The organism is Aeromonas sp. S13(2024), from assembly GCF_041402405.1.
Classification (GTDB): Bacteria; Pseudomonadota; Gammaproteobacteria; order Enterobacterales; family Aeromonadaceae; genus Aeromonas; species Aeromonas veronii.
In genome coordinates this window covers 12,572-27,508 of sequence record NZ_JBGLRA010000009.1, presented here as the reverse complement: position 1 = coordinate 27,508, position 14,937 = coordinate 12,572, and the positions used below count along the sequence as shown (strand labels likewise).

General features: G+C 61.3%; 14 protein-coding genes. 3 read left to right on the top strand and 11 right to left on the bottom strand.

Annotated elements, in window-relative coordinates:
- Positions 1–71: 71 nt before the first annotated feature.
- The 9 genes from ACB042_RS12990 to rph form a co-directional block, all read right to left on the bottom strand.
- Positions 72–680 carry a thiol:disulfide interchange protein DsbA/DsbL gene (locus tag ACB042_RS12990; protein WP_005339604.1) on the bottom strand — a complete coding sequence of 203 codons (609 nt, stop codon included), beginning with the start codon at positions 678–680 and terminating at the stop codon, positions 72–74.
- 137 nt (positions 681–817) lie between these two features.
- Complete coding sequence (locus tag ACB042_RS12985) at positions 818–1,807, bottom strand: serine/threonine protein kinase (protein WP_371178565.1); 990 nt, start codon at positions 1,805–1,807, stop codon at positions 818–820.
- A 104-nt stretch (positions 1,808–1,911) separates the two neighbouring features.
- Positions 1,912–3,363: a cytochrome c oxidase accessory protein CcoG gene (gene ccoG, locus ACB042_RS12980; RefSeq protein WP_371178533.1), complete on the bottom strand. Its 1,452-nt coding sequence runs from the start codon at positions 3,361–3,363 to the stop codon at positions 1,912–1,914.
- Between the two features lie 155 nt (positions 3,364–3,518).
- Positions 3,519–3,782 carry a YihD family protein gene (locus ACB042_RS12975; RefSeq protein WP_005339598.1) on the bottom strand — a complete coding sequence of 88 codons (264 nt, stop codon included), beginning with the start codon at positions 3,780–3,782 and terminating at the stop codon, positions 3,519–3,521.
- 30 nt (positions 3,783–3,812) lie between these two features.
- A complete protein-coding gene (locus ACB042_RS12970) occupies positions 3,813–4,967 on the bottom strand; it encodes a GGDEF domain-containing protein (RefSeq protein WP_005339596.1) in 1,155 nt (384 codons plus the stop codon).
- Positions 4,968–5,094: 127 nt separating this feature from the next.
- Positions 5,095–5,484: a Cu(I)-responsive transcriptional regulator gene (cueR, locus tag ACB042_RS12965; RefSeq protein WP_371178532.1), complete on the bottom strand. Its 390-nt coding sequence runs from the start codon at positions 5,482–5,484 to the stop codon at positions 5,095–5,097.
- On the bottom strand, positions 5,485–7,914 hold the full coding sequence (locus tag ACB042_RS12960; RefSeq protein WP_371178531.1) for a heavy metal translocating P-type ATPase: 2,430 nt from the start codon (positions 7,912–7,914) through the stop codon (positions 5,485–5,487).
- Between the two features lie 178 nt (positions 7,915–8,092).
- Positions 8,093–8,746 (bottom strand): orotate phosphoribosyltransferase, encoded by a 654-nt coding sequence (gene pyrE / locus ACB042_RS12955; protein WP_139460235.1) that lies wholly within the window; start codon positions 8,744–8,746, stop codon positions 8,093–8,095.
- Between the two features lie 341 nt (positions 8,747–9,087).
- Entirely contained in the window at positions 9,088–9,804 is a 717-nt protein-coding gene (rph, locus tag ACB042_RS12950; protein ID WP_005339589.1) for a ribonuclease PH, read from the bottom strand.
- A 147-nt stretch (positions 9,805–9,951) separates the two neighbouring features.
- On the opposite strand from rph, the gene ACB042_RS12945 reads away from it, so the two are divergent.
- Positions 9,952–10,815, top strand: coding sequence for a YicC/YloC family endoribonuclease (locus ACB042_RS12945; RefSeq protein WP_005342032.1), 864 nt, complete (start codon positions 9,952–9,954; stop codon positions 10,813–10,815).
- A gap of 120 nt (positions 10,816–10,935) precedes the next feature.
- Here the strand turns inward: ACB042_RS12945 and ACB042_RS12940 are convergent, their stop codons facing one another.
- Positions 10,936–11,841, bottom strand: a complete 906-nt coding sequence (locus ACB042_RS12940; protein WP_371178530.1) for a LysR substrate-binding domain-containing protein — start codon at positions 11,839–11,841, stop codon at positions 10,936–10,938.
- Between the two features lie 120 nt (positions 11,842–11,961).
- Here ACB042_RS12940 and ACB042_RS12935 point away from each other — a divergent pair, with 120 nt between their 5' ends.
- Positions 11,962–13,089 carry an S-(hydroxymethyl)glutathione dehydrogenase/class III alcohol dehydrogenase gene (locus ACB042_RS12935; protein ID WP_120416233.1) on the top strand — a complete coding sequence of 376 codons (1,128 nt, stop codon included), beginning with the start codon at positions 11,962–11,964 and terminating at the stop codon, positions 13,087–13,089.
- A gap of 48 nt (positions 13,090–13,137) precedes the next feature.
- On the top strand, positions 13,138–13,974 hold the full coding sequence (fghA, locus tag ACB042_RS12930) for an S-formylglutathione hydrolase (protein ID WP_371178529.1): 837 nt from the start codon (positions 13,138–13,140) through the stop codon (positions 13,972–13,974).
- Positions 13,975–14,024: 50 nt separating this feature from the next.
- On the opposite strand, the gene ACB042_RS12925 is transcribed toward fghA, so the two are convergent.
- A complete protein-coding gene (locus ACB042_RS12925; RefSeq protein ID WP_371178528.1) occupies positions 14,025–14,747 on the bottom strand; it encodes a head GIN domain-containing protein in 723 nt (240 codons plus the stop codon).
- Between the last annotated feature and the right edge of the window lie 190 nt (positions 14,748–14,937).

Here is a 14,937-nt window from a genome sequence, read left to right as displayed (position 1 = left end):
TCTTCCCGAACATCAGAAAACAAAAAGCCCGCCGGTTCACACCGGCGGGCTTTTTATCGACTCAAGGGGTATCAGTCTTTCTTGGCCAGCAGGAACTGCACCAGCTTGTTGAACTGCTCTTGAGAGGTAATGGATTCAATCTTCACCATGTACTTGCCGTTCACCAGGAAGGCCGGTACACCGCGAATGTTGTAGCTCTCGGTGTTGCGATCGAACTGGGAGACCATGCCGGAGACGGCGAAGCTGTCGACGGCACCGTCGAACTCTTCAGCCGGAACGCCGTTGTCCACGAAGATCTTCTTCACGTCGTCACGGCTCATCGGCGGCTGACGCTGGGTGTGGATCTTGGTGAAGATGGCCGGGGTCAGCTTGGCTTCGGCGTTGAGCAGGCTGGCAACGGCGTAGGCACGCTGCATCTCGGGGCCCATCTCGCGGCCGAGGAAGGCAACCGGGTTCTTCTTGAGGGGCACACCCTCTGGCAACCCGGCCTTCAACTGTTCAACGATCGGTTCGAAGGTAGCGCAGTGCGGGCAGTAGTAGGAGAAAAACTCCATCACTTCCGGCTGGGCACTGCCAGTCTGTTTGACCACATCGTAGTTGACGCCTTCCTTGAACTCGGGGGCGGCGTGAACCATGGGGATCATCAGCATGGCAGCAAGGAAAAATAGAACTTTTTTCATGATGTTTCCTGTTAAGGGATCACTGTGAGGCACGCCCGGCGAACCGAAGCAGTGCCAAGCCTATTGTTTCGCCATGCTGACGTCAATGGTCAGGGCCGGAGATCGAGTCCCCCTTGCCGCGCAAGATCCCTTCTATTTCACCAGTTTGGCATCAGACTCAACGGCGGTGCCTTCAGTGCTTCCAGCTGATCGTGCAGGGTCGCTATCTGTTGACGCCAGTAGTGATCGGTATTGAACCAGGGGAAGTGACGGGGGAAGGCGGGATCTTCCCAGCGCCGCGCCAGCCACGCCATGTAGTGAACGATGCGCATCGCCCGCAGCGGCTCGATCAGCGCCAGCTCCCGCGAGTCGAATTCCATAAACTCCTCGTAGCCCGCCAGCAGGGTGTCGAGCTGGATCTGCTGCTCGTGGCGCTCGCCGCTCAGCATCATCCAAAGATCCTGAATCGCGGGGCCGGTGCGGCAATCATCGAGGTCGACAAACATGGGACCGTCACGCCAGAGGATGTTGCCCGGGTGGCAGTCGCCATGCAGGGAGATCTGCGCCACATCCAGGGTCATAGCGTCGCTGACATGTTTGATCAGCTCGTCCAGCACCCCGAAGAATTGCTTCGCCAGCCCGCTTGGCAGCCACTCGCCAGACGCCAGCAGCTGACGCGGTTCGTGCAGCATGCTCTCCACATCGAGCCGCACCCGATGGTGAAACGGCTTGCTGGCGCCGATCTGATGAATGCGACCGAGGAAACGCCCCACCCACTCAAGCTGATCGAGGTTATCCACCTCGAACTGGCGGCCACCGACGCTCTGCCAGATGGCAAAGGGGTAGCCCTCGTGCTCCAGCAGGGTCTCGCCCGCGAAGGCGAGCGGTGCGGCGACCGGGATCTCAGCCTCTGCGAGACGGATGGCAAACTCGTGCTCCTCGAGGATCTGGGCCCGACTCCAGCGGCCGGGACGGTAGAACTTCACCACATAGCGGCGACGATCCTCATCCTGAAACTGGTAGACCCGGTTTTCGTAGCTGTTGAGCTCGATAAGACCGGAGTCGAGCCGCAGGCCACTGAGATCGAGCGCATCCATGATGAGGTCGGGATTGAGGTCGGAATAGTTGAAACGCATGTCATCCACCATAAAGAAAGGGGCGCCGTTGCGCCCCATTCTATCACCACTGCCCGCCATTGCCGTGCTCGCTGGTGACCGGACTGGCATAACGCCCGCCCCGCAGCCACACGCAGTTACAACCGGCTGATAAACTTGCTGCCCTGACGCAGGTTACCCTTGCTGTCATCTGGCGCCGCTCCCTCCCGTTTCAACACGAACTGGATATCCAGCGCCGGCCGCTTCAGGTTGTAGGGATCGACCGCCAGACTGACCGGCAGGGTGTAGATCTCGCCCGCCTTCAGGGTCACTTCACGGGGGCCGAACCACTGATACTCGGGCAAGCCCTCCACATCCAGCTGGTAGGTCTGGGACTGCAGGGTCTTGTTGAGGATCTTGAGGGTGTAGGTGTTCTCGATAAGCCCCTCGCTGTTTTCGCGGAACAGCTGGTTGCGATCCCGCAGGATATCGAGCCCCATCGGCATGATGGACATGGCGTTGTAGACAAATACCCCCAGCATCACCGCCATCACCAGCCCGTAACCAATCAGCTTCGGCCGCGCCACATGGGTCGAGTCGTTGGCCAGCTTGTGCTCTGTGGTGTAGCTGATGAGCCCTTTCGGGTAGCCCATCCGCTCCATGGTCTGGTCGCAGGCATCGACGCAGGCGCCGCAGTTGATGCACTCATACTGCAGGCCGTCGCGGATATCGATACCGGTCGGGCAGACCTGCACGCAGAGATCGCAGTCGATACAGTCGCCTAGCCCCATCGCCTTGGGATCCGCCTTGCGGGAGCGGGCGCCACGGGTCTCGCCACGCTTGGTGTCATAGCCGACGATGAAGGTGTCCTTGTCGAACATAGCGGACTGGAAGCGGGCATAGGGGCACATGTGGATACACATGATGGCACGCATCCAGCCAGCGTTGCCGTAGGTAATGATGGTGAAGAAGATCACCCAGAACAGCACCCATCCGCTGGCCTGCAGGGTGAAGAGGTCCGGCACCAGTTCAGTTACATCCTGGAAGTAGGCGACGAAGGTCAGGCCGGTCACCAGTGAGATCGCCAGCCAGGCCAGATGCTTGGCTCCCTTGCGGGCCAGCTTCTCGACGCTCCAGGGCGCCTCGTCCAGCTTGCGCCGCTTATTGGCGGGCCCTTCCAGCTTCTCTTCAAACCAGATGAACATGAAGGTCCAGACCGTCTGCGGGCAGAGATAGCCACACCAGACCCGACCGAGGAAAGTGGTAATAAAGAAGAGTCCGAAGGCGGCGATCATGAAGAGCCAGGCGAGCAGGGTCAGATCCTGCGGCCAGATGGTGGCGCCAAAGATATGGAACTGCTGGTGACCGAGGTCGAACAGCACCGCCTGTCGCCCGTCGTAACGCAGCCAGGGCAGCAGCACGAACAGCGCCACAAAGAACCAGCCCATGGCCTTGCGCATCCGCTGCCAATACCCTTTCTGGGCCCGCACATAGATGCGGTTGCCCGGGTTGAATCTGTCGTCGCTGGCTTTGAACGTATTGGGGTTGAAGGTCCCGGTTACGCCCTTGTCGGTGACGTCCTTGATATCGATTTTATCGTGGTCGGCCATTGCAAGACATCGCTCCCTTATTTGTTATGGAGCGGATTATATCTTAAACAGCATGCTAATTGTGTGGATTAGATGTATCTAATATTGGGGTTGGATCGCAATTTTCGGCAACAAAAAAGCGCATCACCCCGAGGTGATGCGCTTCCGCTAAAGATTCACTTGATTCCGCGTGCCTTGAGCAGTGCCTCTTTGAAATCGGGCACATGATCCTTGGCCAGACCGGGGATCATCGCCTGTTTGTCGGATTCCCGCATTTTGAGGTGATAGATCAGCATGTCGTCGGTCAGCTCGGACAGAGGCCCTTCAAATCCCGCTTCTTGGGCCAGTTTGGCAACAAACTGCACCAGGCTGAGATCCTGTTCCTTGATCCAGGCAGGCTGCAACAACTCCAGCAGCTCTTCGATACGATGACATTGCATAGACAACCTCTTTAATCTGTCACGTTAAATTCAGGCAACCTTACCCATCAAGGCTACTTCGATTCGATCCCGCCCATTATGCTTGGCCTGATAGAGTGCCGCATCCGCTTTTTGGATCAAATCGGCGATTTTCATACTGTTGTCCGGTATCAGTGTCGCAACACCAAAACTACATGTGACCCGACCGGAGACCAGTGACTTCTGGTGCGGGATGGCCAGCTCCTTGAGCGCCTGCCGCACATTGTCGGCCACCTGCAATGCCCCCTGCATGCCGGTGCAGGGCAGCAGCAGGGCGAACTCTTCGCCGCCATAACGGGCCGCCAGATCGTCCTCGCGCCGCTCCACCTCGGCCAGCAGCCCCGCCACCTGTTGCAGGCAGTCATCCCCCAGCTGATGGCCGTAGAGATCGTTGAACTGCTTGAAGTAATCCACATCCACCAGCACCAGCGACAACGGCGCCCGGGCACGATGGCAGCGCCGCCAGGCCCGCTCCAGAGAGTCGTCGAGATGGGCGCGGTTGGCGATGCCGGTCAGGCCGTCGAGGCGGGAGGTGAGACGCAAATGCTCTGAGACCGCCTTCAGCTCGGCCACCAGTTCGGCGTTGGAGAAACGGTGGTGGAGCGAGGCGATCTGATCCCGCCGCATCCGGCGTAACAGGGTCGGCAGAAAGACAAACAGATAGCCCGCCAGCATGCAGGAGACAATCCGCTCCTGCTCGTTGCCATTGCCCAGCTCGAACAGCATCGCCATGCCCAGCGGCAGGGCGGAACCATAGAGGGTGCGGCGGCTGCCAAACAGCATGATGGCGCTGCCGGTAAGAATGAGGCTGGAGAGCATCATCATGGCGGCCCGGTAGGTATCGGGCAGCTTGTCCATGTAGAGCAGCACCCCGAGGGCCCAGATGATGGAGGTGATGGTGGCTCCGATAAAGAGCTCCCGCTCCAGCACCGGCAACGGTGTCTGGTGCAGGCGGGCTCGGCGCCAGCGCAGGTGCCACCCCCGACCCAGCAGCCACAGGAAAGTGCCTGCCAGCCAACCGAGCGCTTCGATGGCGGGTAGATAGTCGTGAAACAGCAGACTCCAGCCAAATGCCAACACGCCCAAACAGGGGAGACTGAACGATGCATGGGTATAGAGCTGGGCCATGATGGCCTGCTTAACCTGGCGTGTCACACTCTGGGTCAACTGAGTACTCCTGTACAAGAGCCGAGCAGTCTACCATTACCCCCTGACCCGCAACAATAAAGCGCCGCTTATTAAGAAGTTAATCAATCAATAACGATTTCTTCTGCGCTGGCAGGTGAGTCCTTGCTCACCCCTTCTCCAATTCGTCGAGGATCGGGCACTCGGGATTTTCATCCCCGTGGCAGCAGCAAACCAACCCTTCCAGGGAGGTAAGCATGGCCTGCAGCCCGGCGATGCGAGCGCGCAGATCGACGATCTTCTCCTGCGCCAGCTTCTTCACCTGGGCGCTGGTTCTGTGTTCGTCCCGATAGAGCGCCAGCAGCTCCTGACACTCCTCCAGATTGAAGCCGGTCTCCCGCGCCCGCTTGACGAAACGCAGCTCGCGCAGCGCCCCCTCGGTGTAGCTGCGATAGCCGTTTTCACTGCGTACCGGGGCTGTGATGAGGCCAATGCTCTCGTAATAACGGATAGTCTTGGCGGTCAGCCCAGTGGCCTTGGCAACCTTGCTGATGTTCATTTATGCCTCCTTACTGATCGGGTTGGATGCTGGCCCGTGCGCCGCCCTGGGCTGCCAGCGTTTCAATAACAGGGAATTGCTCAAAACGGTAATGCTGCTCAGGGCCATGGCCGCTCCCGCCAGCTCGGGGCTCAGGTAGCCCAGCGCCGCCAGCGGAATGCCGATGATATTGAACACGAAGGCCCAGAACAGATTCTGCTGTATGGTGCGCCAGGTCGCCGCCGAGATGTCGATAGCATCGGCCACCAGCCGCGGGTCAGATCGCATCAGGGTGATGGAAGCAGTCTCCATCGCCACATCGGAGCCGGAGCCCATGGCGATACCAACGTCCGCCGCCGCCAGCGCCGGAGCATCGTTCACCCCGTCCCCCACCATGGCCACCAGCCCGCGGGTTTGCGCCCGCAGCGCCTCCACTTTCTCCACCTTGCCCGCTGGCAGCACGGAGTCAAAGGCCCCGTCCAGCCCCAGCTTGGCGGCGATATGGGCCACGGGGGCCGGCGCATCGCCGCTCACCAGCCAGCTGGCGATGCCGCGCTGGCGCAGGGTGGCGATAGCTTCCGGACTCTCGGGGCGCAGGGTATCGGCCAATGCGGCGATACCAGCCACCGTGCCGTCGATGGCCACCCAGACCCGGGTCGCCCCATCGGCGGCTTGTTCATCCTGTTTCGGCTGATTAATGCCGAGCTGGGCCAGCAGGGAGCCATTACCGATAGCGACTGTGTGACCAGCTACCTGACCGACAATACCGGCACCGACCCGCACCTCCACCGCCTCCGGCTGGGGCAGCGCCGCCTCTTTGCCGACCGCCTCGCGCATGGCCAGCGCCAGCGGGTGTTCGCTCGCCTGCTGCAGGGCGGCGGCCAGACGCAGTTGCTCGTCATTGCCGCTCCAGCTGGCCAGCACGGGCTTGCCTTGGGTCAAAGTGCCTGTCTTGTCGAAGATAAGCGCCTTGATGGCGTGGGCCTTCTGCAGGGTATCCACGTCTTTGATCAGGATGCCGTGGCGCGCTGCGACTCCAGTACCGGTGACAATGGCCGCAGGCGTTGCCAGCCCCAGCGCACAGGGACAGGCGATCACCAGCACCGCCACCGCTGCCAGCAGCGCCTGACCGAAGTCGTTGCTGATGGCGTACCACACCAGCAGGGTGAACAGGGCAATGGCCATCACCACCGGTACGAACACGGCGGAGACCTTGTCCACCAGCTGCTGCAGCGGTGCCTTGCCCATCTGGGCACTCTCCACCAGCGCGATGATCTTGCTGAGGCTGGAATCCTCCCCCACGGTAGTGGCTTCGATCTCCAGCACACCGGAGCGGTTGATGGCACCGCCCAGCACCTTGCCGCCCACACTGCGCGGCACTGGCAGGCTCTCGCCGGTGAGGATCGACTCGTCCAGTTCGCTGGCGCCGCTCAGGATCTTGCCATCCACCGGCACCCGCTCACCCACCAGCACCCGCAGCCGATCACCGCGCAGCACCTCGTCGATGGCGACGCTCTGCCAGCTCTCGCCACGCCAGACGGTGGCGGTTTCCGGCCGCAGCGCCATCAGTTCGCGAATGGCGGACTGGGTGCTGCGTCTGGCCCGAGCTTCCAGCAGTTTTCCCAACGAAATCAGGGTAATGATGATGGCGCTCGCCTCGAAATAGAGCTTGCCACTGGCGGCCATTCCCAGCGTCAACAACAGATAGAGACTGTAGAGGTAGGCGGCGCTGGTGCCGGTGGCCACCAGCACATCCATATTGGCGGCGCGGTTCTTGATGGCGAGCCAGGCGCCGTGATAGAAACGGGCCCCGATCCAGAACTGCACCGGGGTGGCGAGCACCAACTCGAGCCAGGCGGGCAGATGCCAGGGGAACAGTCCGGCCATGGCCAGCATCCCCACCAGCAGCGGCAACGTCAGCAAAGCCGAGACGATGACCCGGGTTTGCGCCTGACGGGCAGTGGCGGCCTCTTGCGCTTCCCGCTCCAGCAATTGCTGGCGGCGGCCGCTGGCCGAACCCTGTGCCAGCTGGGCGCCAAAGCCGAGCGCTTCGATCTGCTCGCGCAAAGCGGCCGGGGTCTGCATCCCGGGGACCAGCACGATCCGGGCCTGCTCGATGGAGAAGTTGACCTCGGCCGAGATAACGCCGGGCAGCGCGGCCAGCATCTTGTTCAGGCGGGCCGAACAACCGGCACATGTCATGCCGGTAATTTGAAACAAAAAGGTCTCGCTACCGTAGTCGTAACCCTGACTCTTGATGCTGTCGAGCACCGCAGGCAGGCGATCGGGGCTGGCCAGCTCGATGGCCGCCTGCTCCAGCGCGAAGTTGACGGTGGCCTCGACCCCTTCAAGCTTGTTGAGGGCGGTCGTGATGCGGCCTGCGCAGTTGGCGCAGCTCATGCCGCTGAGCGGCAACTGCAGATGAATGGGTGATTGAAGATGAGTGGTCATGTTGTTCCTCCCCGGAACCCGTCGGCACCACAAAACGCCGACTGGCAAACCCTAACCTTTACCTTAAGGGCAAGCTCAAGCCACATGATCCACTTTTTACAGATGAAAAAACGGCGCCCGTTTGCTGCCAGAGAGCCAACGGGCGCCGCATTCAGCTATTGCGCGGTGTGAGCGGAGCTCAGATACCGTACTGAGCGCGGTAAGCCTTCATGGCCGCCAGTTGCGCTGCCAGCTCCGGCTGTTCGGCCTGCTTCTCTTCCAGATACTGGATCAAGTCGCTCATCTGGATGATGGCGATGATGTGGGCGCCGTAGTCACGCTCCACTTCCTGAATGGCGGAGAGTTCGCCCTTGCCCTTCTCCTGACGGTCCAGCGCGATCAGCACGCCCGCCAGCGAGGCGCCGTTGGCCTGGATCAGATCCATGGATTCGCGGATGGCGGTGCCGGCGGTGATGACGTCGTCCACCAGCATGACGCGCCCCTTGAGCGGGCTGCCTACCAGATTGCCGCCCTCGCCGTGATCCTTGGCCTCCTTGCGGTTGAAGCACCAGGGCACGTCCACATCGTGCTGCTCCACCAGCTGCACGGCGGTGGCGGAGGCGATGGGGATCCCCTTGTAGGCCGGGCCAAACAGCACATCGAACTCGATGCCGGCATCCATCAGGGCGGCGGCATAGAAGCGGCCGAGACGGGCCAGATCGCGGCCGCTGTTGAACAGACCGGCGTTGAAGAAGTAGGGGCTTTTACGACCGGATTTCAGGGTAAATTCACCGAATTTGAGGACCTGTTTTTCCAGGGCGAACTCGATAAATTGACGCTGGTAGGCTTTCATTCTGGCTCCTTGCTTGGCTTGTCGTTGTCTTGTGTGGGGGTATAAAAAAACGCGGTCAATGCCGCGTTTGCAGGATCTGTTGACGCTTCGTCACAGCCGCGACGGAGTCGGTTTTTGCGCAGAACTAGGCATGAGATGCGAAGTTTGGTAATCCAAACGAGGCATCGAATAACGACGTTATGCACAAAAACAGACCCGTCCCTACGGGTTGCGTGGCAAAGGATGCCATGCGTTGTTGCAGGACTTGCCAAGGGAATAACCATTGGCGGCATCCTGCGCCTAGCCTGGCATCCTTTGACACTGCAACGCGACTTGTGCCGAAACATCAACAGGTCCTGGTATCAGGAGAGCGACTGCTTCTGCAGCGCGATGATGTCGGCGATGCCGCCCTTGGCGAGCGCCAGCATCTCCAGCAACTCTTCATGGGTGAAGGGCTCGGCCTCCGCGGTGCCCTGCACCTCGATGATGCGACCATCTTCGGTCATCACCACGTTCATGTCGGTCTCGGCGGCGGAGTCTTCGATGTACTCCAGATCGCAGATGGCTTCGCCCTGATACATGCCGACGGAGACGGCGGCGATCATCTGCTTGAGCGGGCTCTGCTTGATCATGCCCTTCTCGACCATCCAGTTCAGCGCATCCACCAGCGCCACGCAGGCACCGGTGATGGAAGCGGTGCGAGTGCCGCCATCGGCTTGCAGCACGTCACAGTCAACTGTGATGGAGTGCTCGCCCAGCGCAGTCAGGTCTACCGCAGCGCGCAGGGAGCGGGCGATCAGACGGGAGATCTCCAGAGTACGGCCACTCTGCTTGCCGGAGGCCGCTTCGCGGTTCATCCGGGAGTGGGTGGAGCGCGGCAGCATGCCGTATTCGGCAGTCACCCAGCCCTGGTTCTTCCCTTTCAGGAAGCGCGGCACGCTGGTGTCGACGCTGGCGGTGCAGAGCACGCGAGTGTTACCGAACTCCACCAGCACTGAGCCTTCTGCATGTTTGGTGAAATTGCGGGTAATGGTAACCGGGCGAAGTTGCGCGGCACTGCGATCGCTTGGACGTGACATGGAACGGACCTCTGGGCTGGCTCAAATTGGCGGGGGATTATAAGTGATCCCGCCCCAAATATCAGCCGCTAAAACCACGGCATCGGCTGACGAGCAGGGCCGGGCTGAGTATACTGGCCGCACACTTCATCAAGCCCGGAACAATCAATGATTCACAGCATGACCGCCTACGCCCGCAAGGAATTCAAGGGCGACTGGGGCACAGCCGTTTGGGAAATTCGTTCGGTCAACCAGCGCTATCTGGAAACCTACATTCGCCTGCCGGAGCAACTGCGCAGCCTGGAACCGGTTCTGCGTGAGCGTTTCCGCGCCAAGCTGCAGCGCGGCAAGGTGGAGTGCAACCTGCGTTTCGAAGCCGCTCAGGCCGCTGCCAGCCAACTCCATATCAATGAAGAGCTGGCCAAGCTCATCATCGACAGCGCCAGCTGGGTAATGAAAGAGGCGGGCCAGGGCCAGCTCAACCCGGTCGATGTACTGCGCTGGCCGGGCGTCATGGCTGCCGCCGAGCAGGACATGGACGCGGTCGCCACCGAGCTGCTCGGCGGTTTTGACCAGACCATGGAAGATTTCCTCGCCTCCCGCGCCAGCGAAGGGGCCAACCTCAAGGCGCTGATCGAGCAGCGTCTGGCCGGTATTCAGGTGGAAGTGAAGAAGGTGCGCGTCCACCTGCCGCAGATCATCGAGTGGCAGCGCCAGAAGCTCACCGACCGGCTGGCCGAAGCCAAGGTTGAGCTGGATCCGGCCCGCATCGAGCAGGAGATCGTGCTGCTGGCCCAGAAGATCGACGTGGCCGAAGAGCTGGATCGTCTGGAGATGCACATCAGCGAGACCAACAAGATCATGAAGAAGGGTGGCGCCTGCGGTCGTCGTCTCGACTTTATGATGCAGGAGTTCAACCGCGAGTCGAACACCTTGGGCTCCAAGTCGATCAACGCCGAAGTGACCCAGTCCGCCGTCGAGCTGAAGGTTCTCATCGAGCAGATGCGCGAGCAAATTCAAAACATCGAGTGATGGGTTGCTGACTATCCGGTTGTTGCCTGCAAAAGAGCCCTTGATTCCTCAAGGGCTCTTTTATTTTCCAGCCATCGCGCCTGTCGCCAGCCGCCGGTGAGTCAACGGCTGGGAAGCGCCCTAGCCTATCGGCATCACCAGCGCCGGTTGGTGCGGGTCGCTCAGCCGCTCGGCGAGGTAGTCCACCAGCAGTCGCACCTTGGGGGAGAGGTGGCGGTTGTGGGGATAGAGGGCCCAGATCCCCTCGGCCGGGGCCCGCAGTTCGGGCAGCAGCTCGATAAGCTCCCCTCGCGCCAGATGGTCGCTCACGTAGTAGTCCGGCAGCTGGATGATGCCGATCCCCTTGAGCGCCGCATCCAACAGGGCGTGGCCGCTGTTGCACTGCAACAGGCCGCGCACCCGCACGTTGTGGGGGCGACCATCCAGGGTAAAGTGCCACTCGTCGCTGTTGCCCACCAGACAGGTGTGGCGGATCAGCTCGGAGAGGCTGTTGGGCATGCCGTGACGGGCGGTGTAGGCCGGTGAGGCGCAGACATAGGGCACCCGCTGCGCCAGCTTGCGCGCCACCAGCGTCGAATCCTTGAGGTGGCCAAGCCGCAGCGCCAGATCGTAGCCCTCGTGCACCAGATCCAGCAGCTGGTTGGTGAGGTTGAGGGTCACCTCCAGCTGGGGGAAACGCACCATGAAGTCGTTCACCAGCGGGGCGATGCGGCTCTCGCCGTAGGAGACGGGGGCCGTGATGCGCAGGGTGCCTTGCGGCACCGCCTGATGGCGCCCCACCGCCAGCTCCGCCTCGTAGAGGTTGTCCAGCAGCTGACGGCAGTGGCGATAGTAGATCTCGCCAAGCTCGGTGAGCCGCACCTGACGGGTGGTGCGCAGCAGCAGCTTGGCCTGCAGCCGATCTTCCAGCTGTGCCACCTGACGGCTGACCTGCGCCACCGACACCCCCAGCTTGCGCGCTGCCGGGGTAAAGCCCCCCTGCTCTGCCACGCTGACAAATTCACAGATCCCTTCCCAGCCGAACATTATTACCTGTGTGTAAAAGTGATTTGAGATTTGCCCTCATTATCACCAAATCGACGGGAAACTACACTGAATGTCCGAACTCATCTCTGTTCACCCTGCTCAACAAGAAGGATGTCATTCATGGCACAGGTTCAAAGCATCAAGTGTAAAGCCGCCATCGCCTGGGGCCCGGGTCAGCCCCTCTCCATCGAAGAGGTCGAGGTCATGCCACCGCAAGCGGGCGAAGTGCGGGTGCGCATCGTCGCGACCGGTGTCTGCCACACCGATGCCTTCACCCTCTCCGGTGAAGATCCGGAAGGGGTCTTCCCCTGCATTCTCGGCCACGAGGGGGGCGGTATCGTCGAATCGGTCGGCGAAGGGGTCACCAGCGTCAAGGTGGGGGATCACGTGATCCCGCTCTACACCCCCGAGTGCGGCGAGTGCAAATTCTGCAAGTCCGGCAAGACCAACCTCTGCCAGAAGATCCGCGCCACCCAGGGCAAGGGGCTGATGCCGGACGGCACCACCCGCTTCTCGAAAGATGGCCAGCCCATCTATCACTACATGGGCACCTCCACCTTCAGCGAATACACGGTGCTGCCCGAGATCTCCATCGCCAAGGTAGACCCGGCCGCCCCGCTGGAAGAGGTCTGCCTGCTCGGCTGCGGCGTCACCACCGGCATCGGCGCCGTGATGAACACCGCCAAGGTGAAAGAGGGTGAGAGCGTAGCCATCTTCGGACTGGGTGGCATCGGCCTCTCGGCGGTGATCGGGGCTCGTCTGGCCAAGGCCGGTCGCATCATCGCCATCGACATCAACGAGAGCAAGTTCGAACTGGCCCGCAAGCTGGGCGCCACCGACTGCATCAACCCGAACGATTACGACAAACCGATTCAGGAGGTGATCGTCGAGCTGACCGATGGCGGCGTCGACTTCTCCTTCGAGTGCATCGGCAACGTCAAAGTAATGCGTGCGGCGCTGGAGTGCTGCCACAAGGGCTGGGGCGAGTCGGTCATTATCGGCGTGGCCGGAGCGGGTCAGGAGATCAGTACCCGTCCGTTCCAGCTGGTGACCGGTCGGGTCTGGCGCGGCAGCGCCTTCGGCGGGGTACGCGGTCGCAGCGAACTGCCGAGCTATGTGCAGCGCTACATGCAGGGCGAGTTCCGCCTCGATGACTTCATCACTCACACCATGCCGCTGGAACAGATCAACGAGGCGTTCGATCTGATGCACCAAGGCAAAAGCATCCGCACCGTCATCCACTACTGAGCATGATCACCCCGCCCGCTATCGTGGGCGGGGTACAGGAGTCCTTCAATGAATCTGGAGATTATCAGCAGCAACAAGAGCTTCGGCGGCTGGCACAAGCGCTATCGCCACAGCGCCAGCGTGCTCGGCTGCGAGATGAATTTTGCCATCTATCTGCCGCCTCAGGCTCTCACCGGCCAGAAGGTGCCCGTGCTCTACTGGCTCAGCGGCCTCACCTGCACCGATGAGAACTTCATGCAGAAGGCGGGCGCCCAGCGTATCGCCGCCGAGCTCGGCATCGCCCTGGTAGCGCCGGACACCAGCCCCCGCGGCGACGGCGTAGCGGACGATCCCGGTTATGACCTCGGCATGGGAGCAGGCTTTTACGTCAATGCCAGCCAGAGCCCCTGGCAGGCTCACTACCAGATGTATGACTACGTCACCCGCGAGCTGCCTGACTTGATAGAGACTCACTTCCCGGTCTCGACCCGGCGCGCCATCAGCGGCCACTCCATGGGCGGCCACGGTGCGCTGATCGCCGCGTTGCGAGAGCCCGGTCGCTACCGCTCAGTCTCGGCATTCAGCCCGATCTGTCACCCGAGCCGCAGCCCCTGGGGCCAGAAGGCGCTCGGCGCCTATCTCGGCAGCAATCCTCTGCTGTGGCAGGAGTGGGATGCCTGCCAACTGCTGCGCCACCAGCCGGTCACGCCGCTGCCCACCCTGGTGGATGTGGGGCTGGATGATCCCTTTCTCGCCGAGCAGCTGCATATCGATGCGCTGGCCGAGGTGGCGGCCAGCAAGGAGTGGCCGCTGGAGCTCAACCGCCACGAAGGCTATGACCACAGCTACTACTTCGTGGCGAGCTTTATCGAGGCGCACCTGCGCTTTCACGCCCGCCACCTCTGATCAACACAGGCCCGTTGCGGGCCTGTTTCAGTTGTGGTGATCGGTTGATATCAGCTGCCCGCTCGGGTCACGCCGCCGGAGCCTGCGATCTGCTGCTCCACCTTGGGATCGCCCCAATAAGCGATGTTGCCTGAGCCGGCGATGCCGACTTTCAGCGTCTCCTGCGCCCGTACCGCCACATCACCGCTGCCGGCGATATTGACCTCTACCTCCTTGCCGCGCATCTCGCTCCCGAGCACATCGCCAGATCCGGCAATGTTCAGCTCGATGGCCTGTGCCGAACCACTGCCCAGCTCCAGACTGCCGGTGCCTGCGATATTCCCTTCCAGCCGTTTCAGCTCCAGCTGACTGGCAACGATGTCACCGGTACCGGCCACCGACAGCACCAGCTCATCCCCCTTGAAGCCGCTCAGATCGCCGTTGCCGGTCCCGGCCAATGCCAGTTCGTTCAACACCGGCAAGGTGATGATCAGCTCCAGCGGCTCGGTAGGCTCGAGCTGGTAACCCTCCTTCACCTCGATCTCCAGCTTGTCGCCGCTCTCGGTCAGCACCAGATAGGGCAGCAGGTTCTCCTGCCCCTTGATCAGGATACCGCGCGGCTCCCCCGCTACCAGATGGAGGGTGGCAGGCACCCCCGCCAGCACCCGGGTCACCCCGTCACCGAGCACCTGCTGGCGCTCGACCACAGCTCCCGTTCCGGTCACTCTGGTCTGATCCAGCCAGTGACAACCACTGAGCCCTGCCATCAACATGACAACCATCATCCATTTCATCGCTACTCTCCTCCTTATGTGTTGGCCATCCAGGGCCAATTGGTTTTCATGCTTTGCAAAGCGTGAGCCAAAAATTAACTTAATGATTCAAAAGGAAATAACCATTTACACCAGAACAGACAGAAGAATTTAGAGAGCTATTTAGACCATATTTTGGTGAAAATAACCATTCTCGAACGGATATGATTGT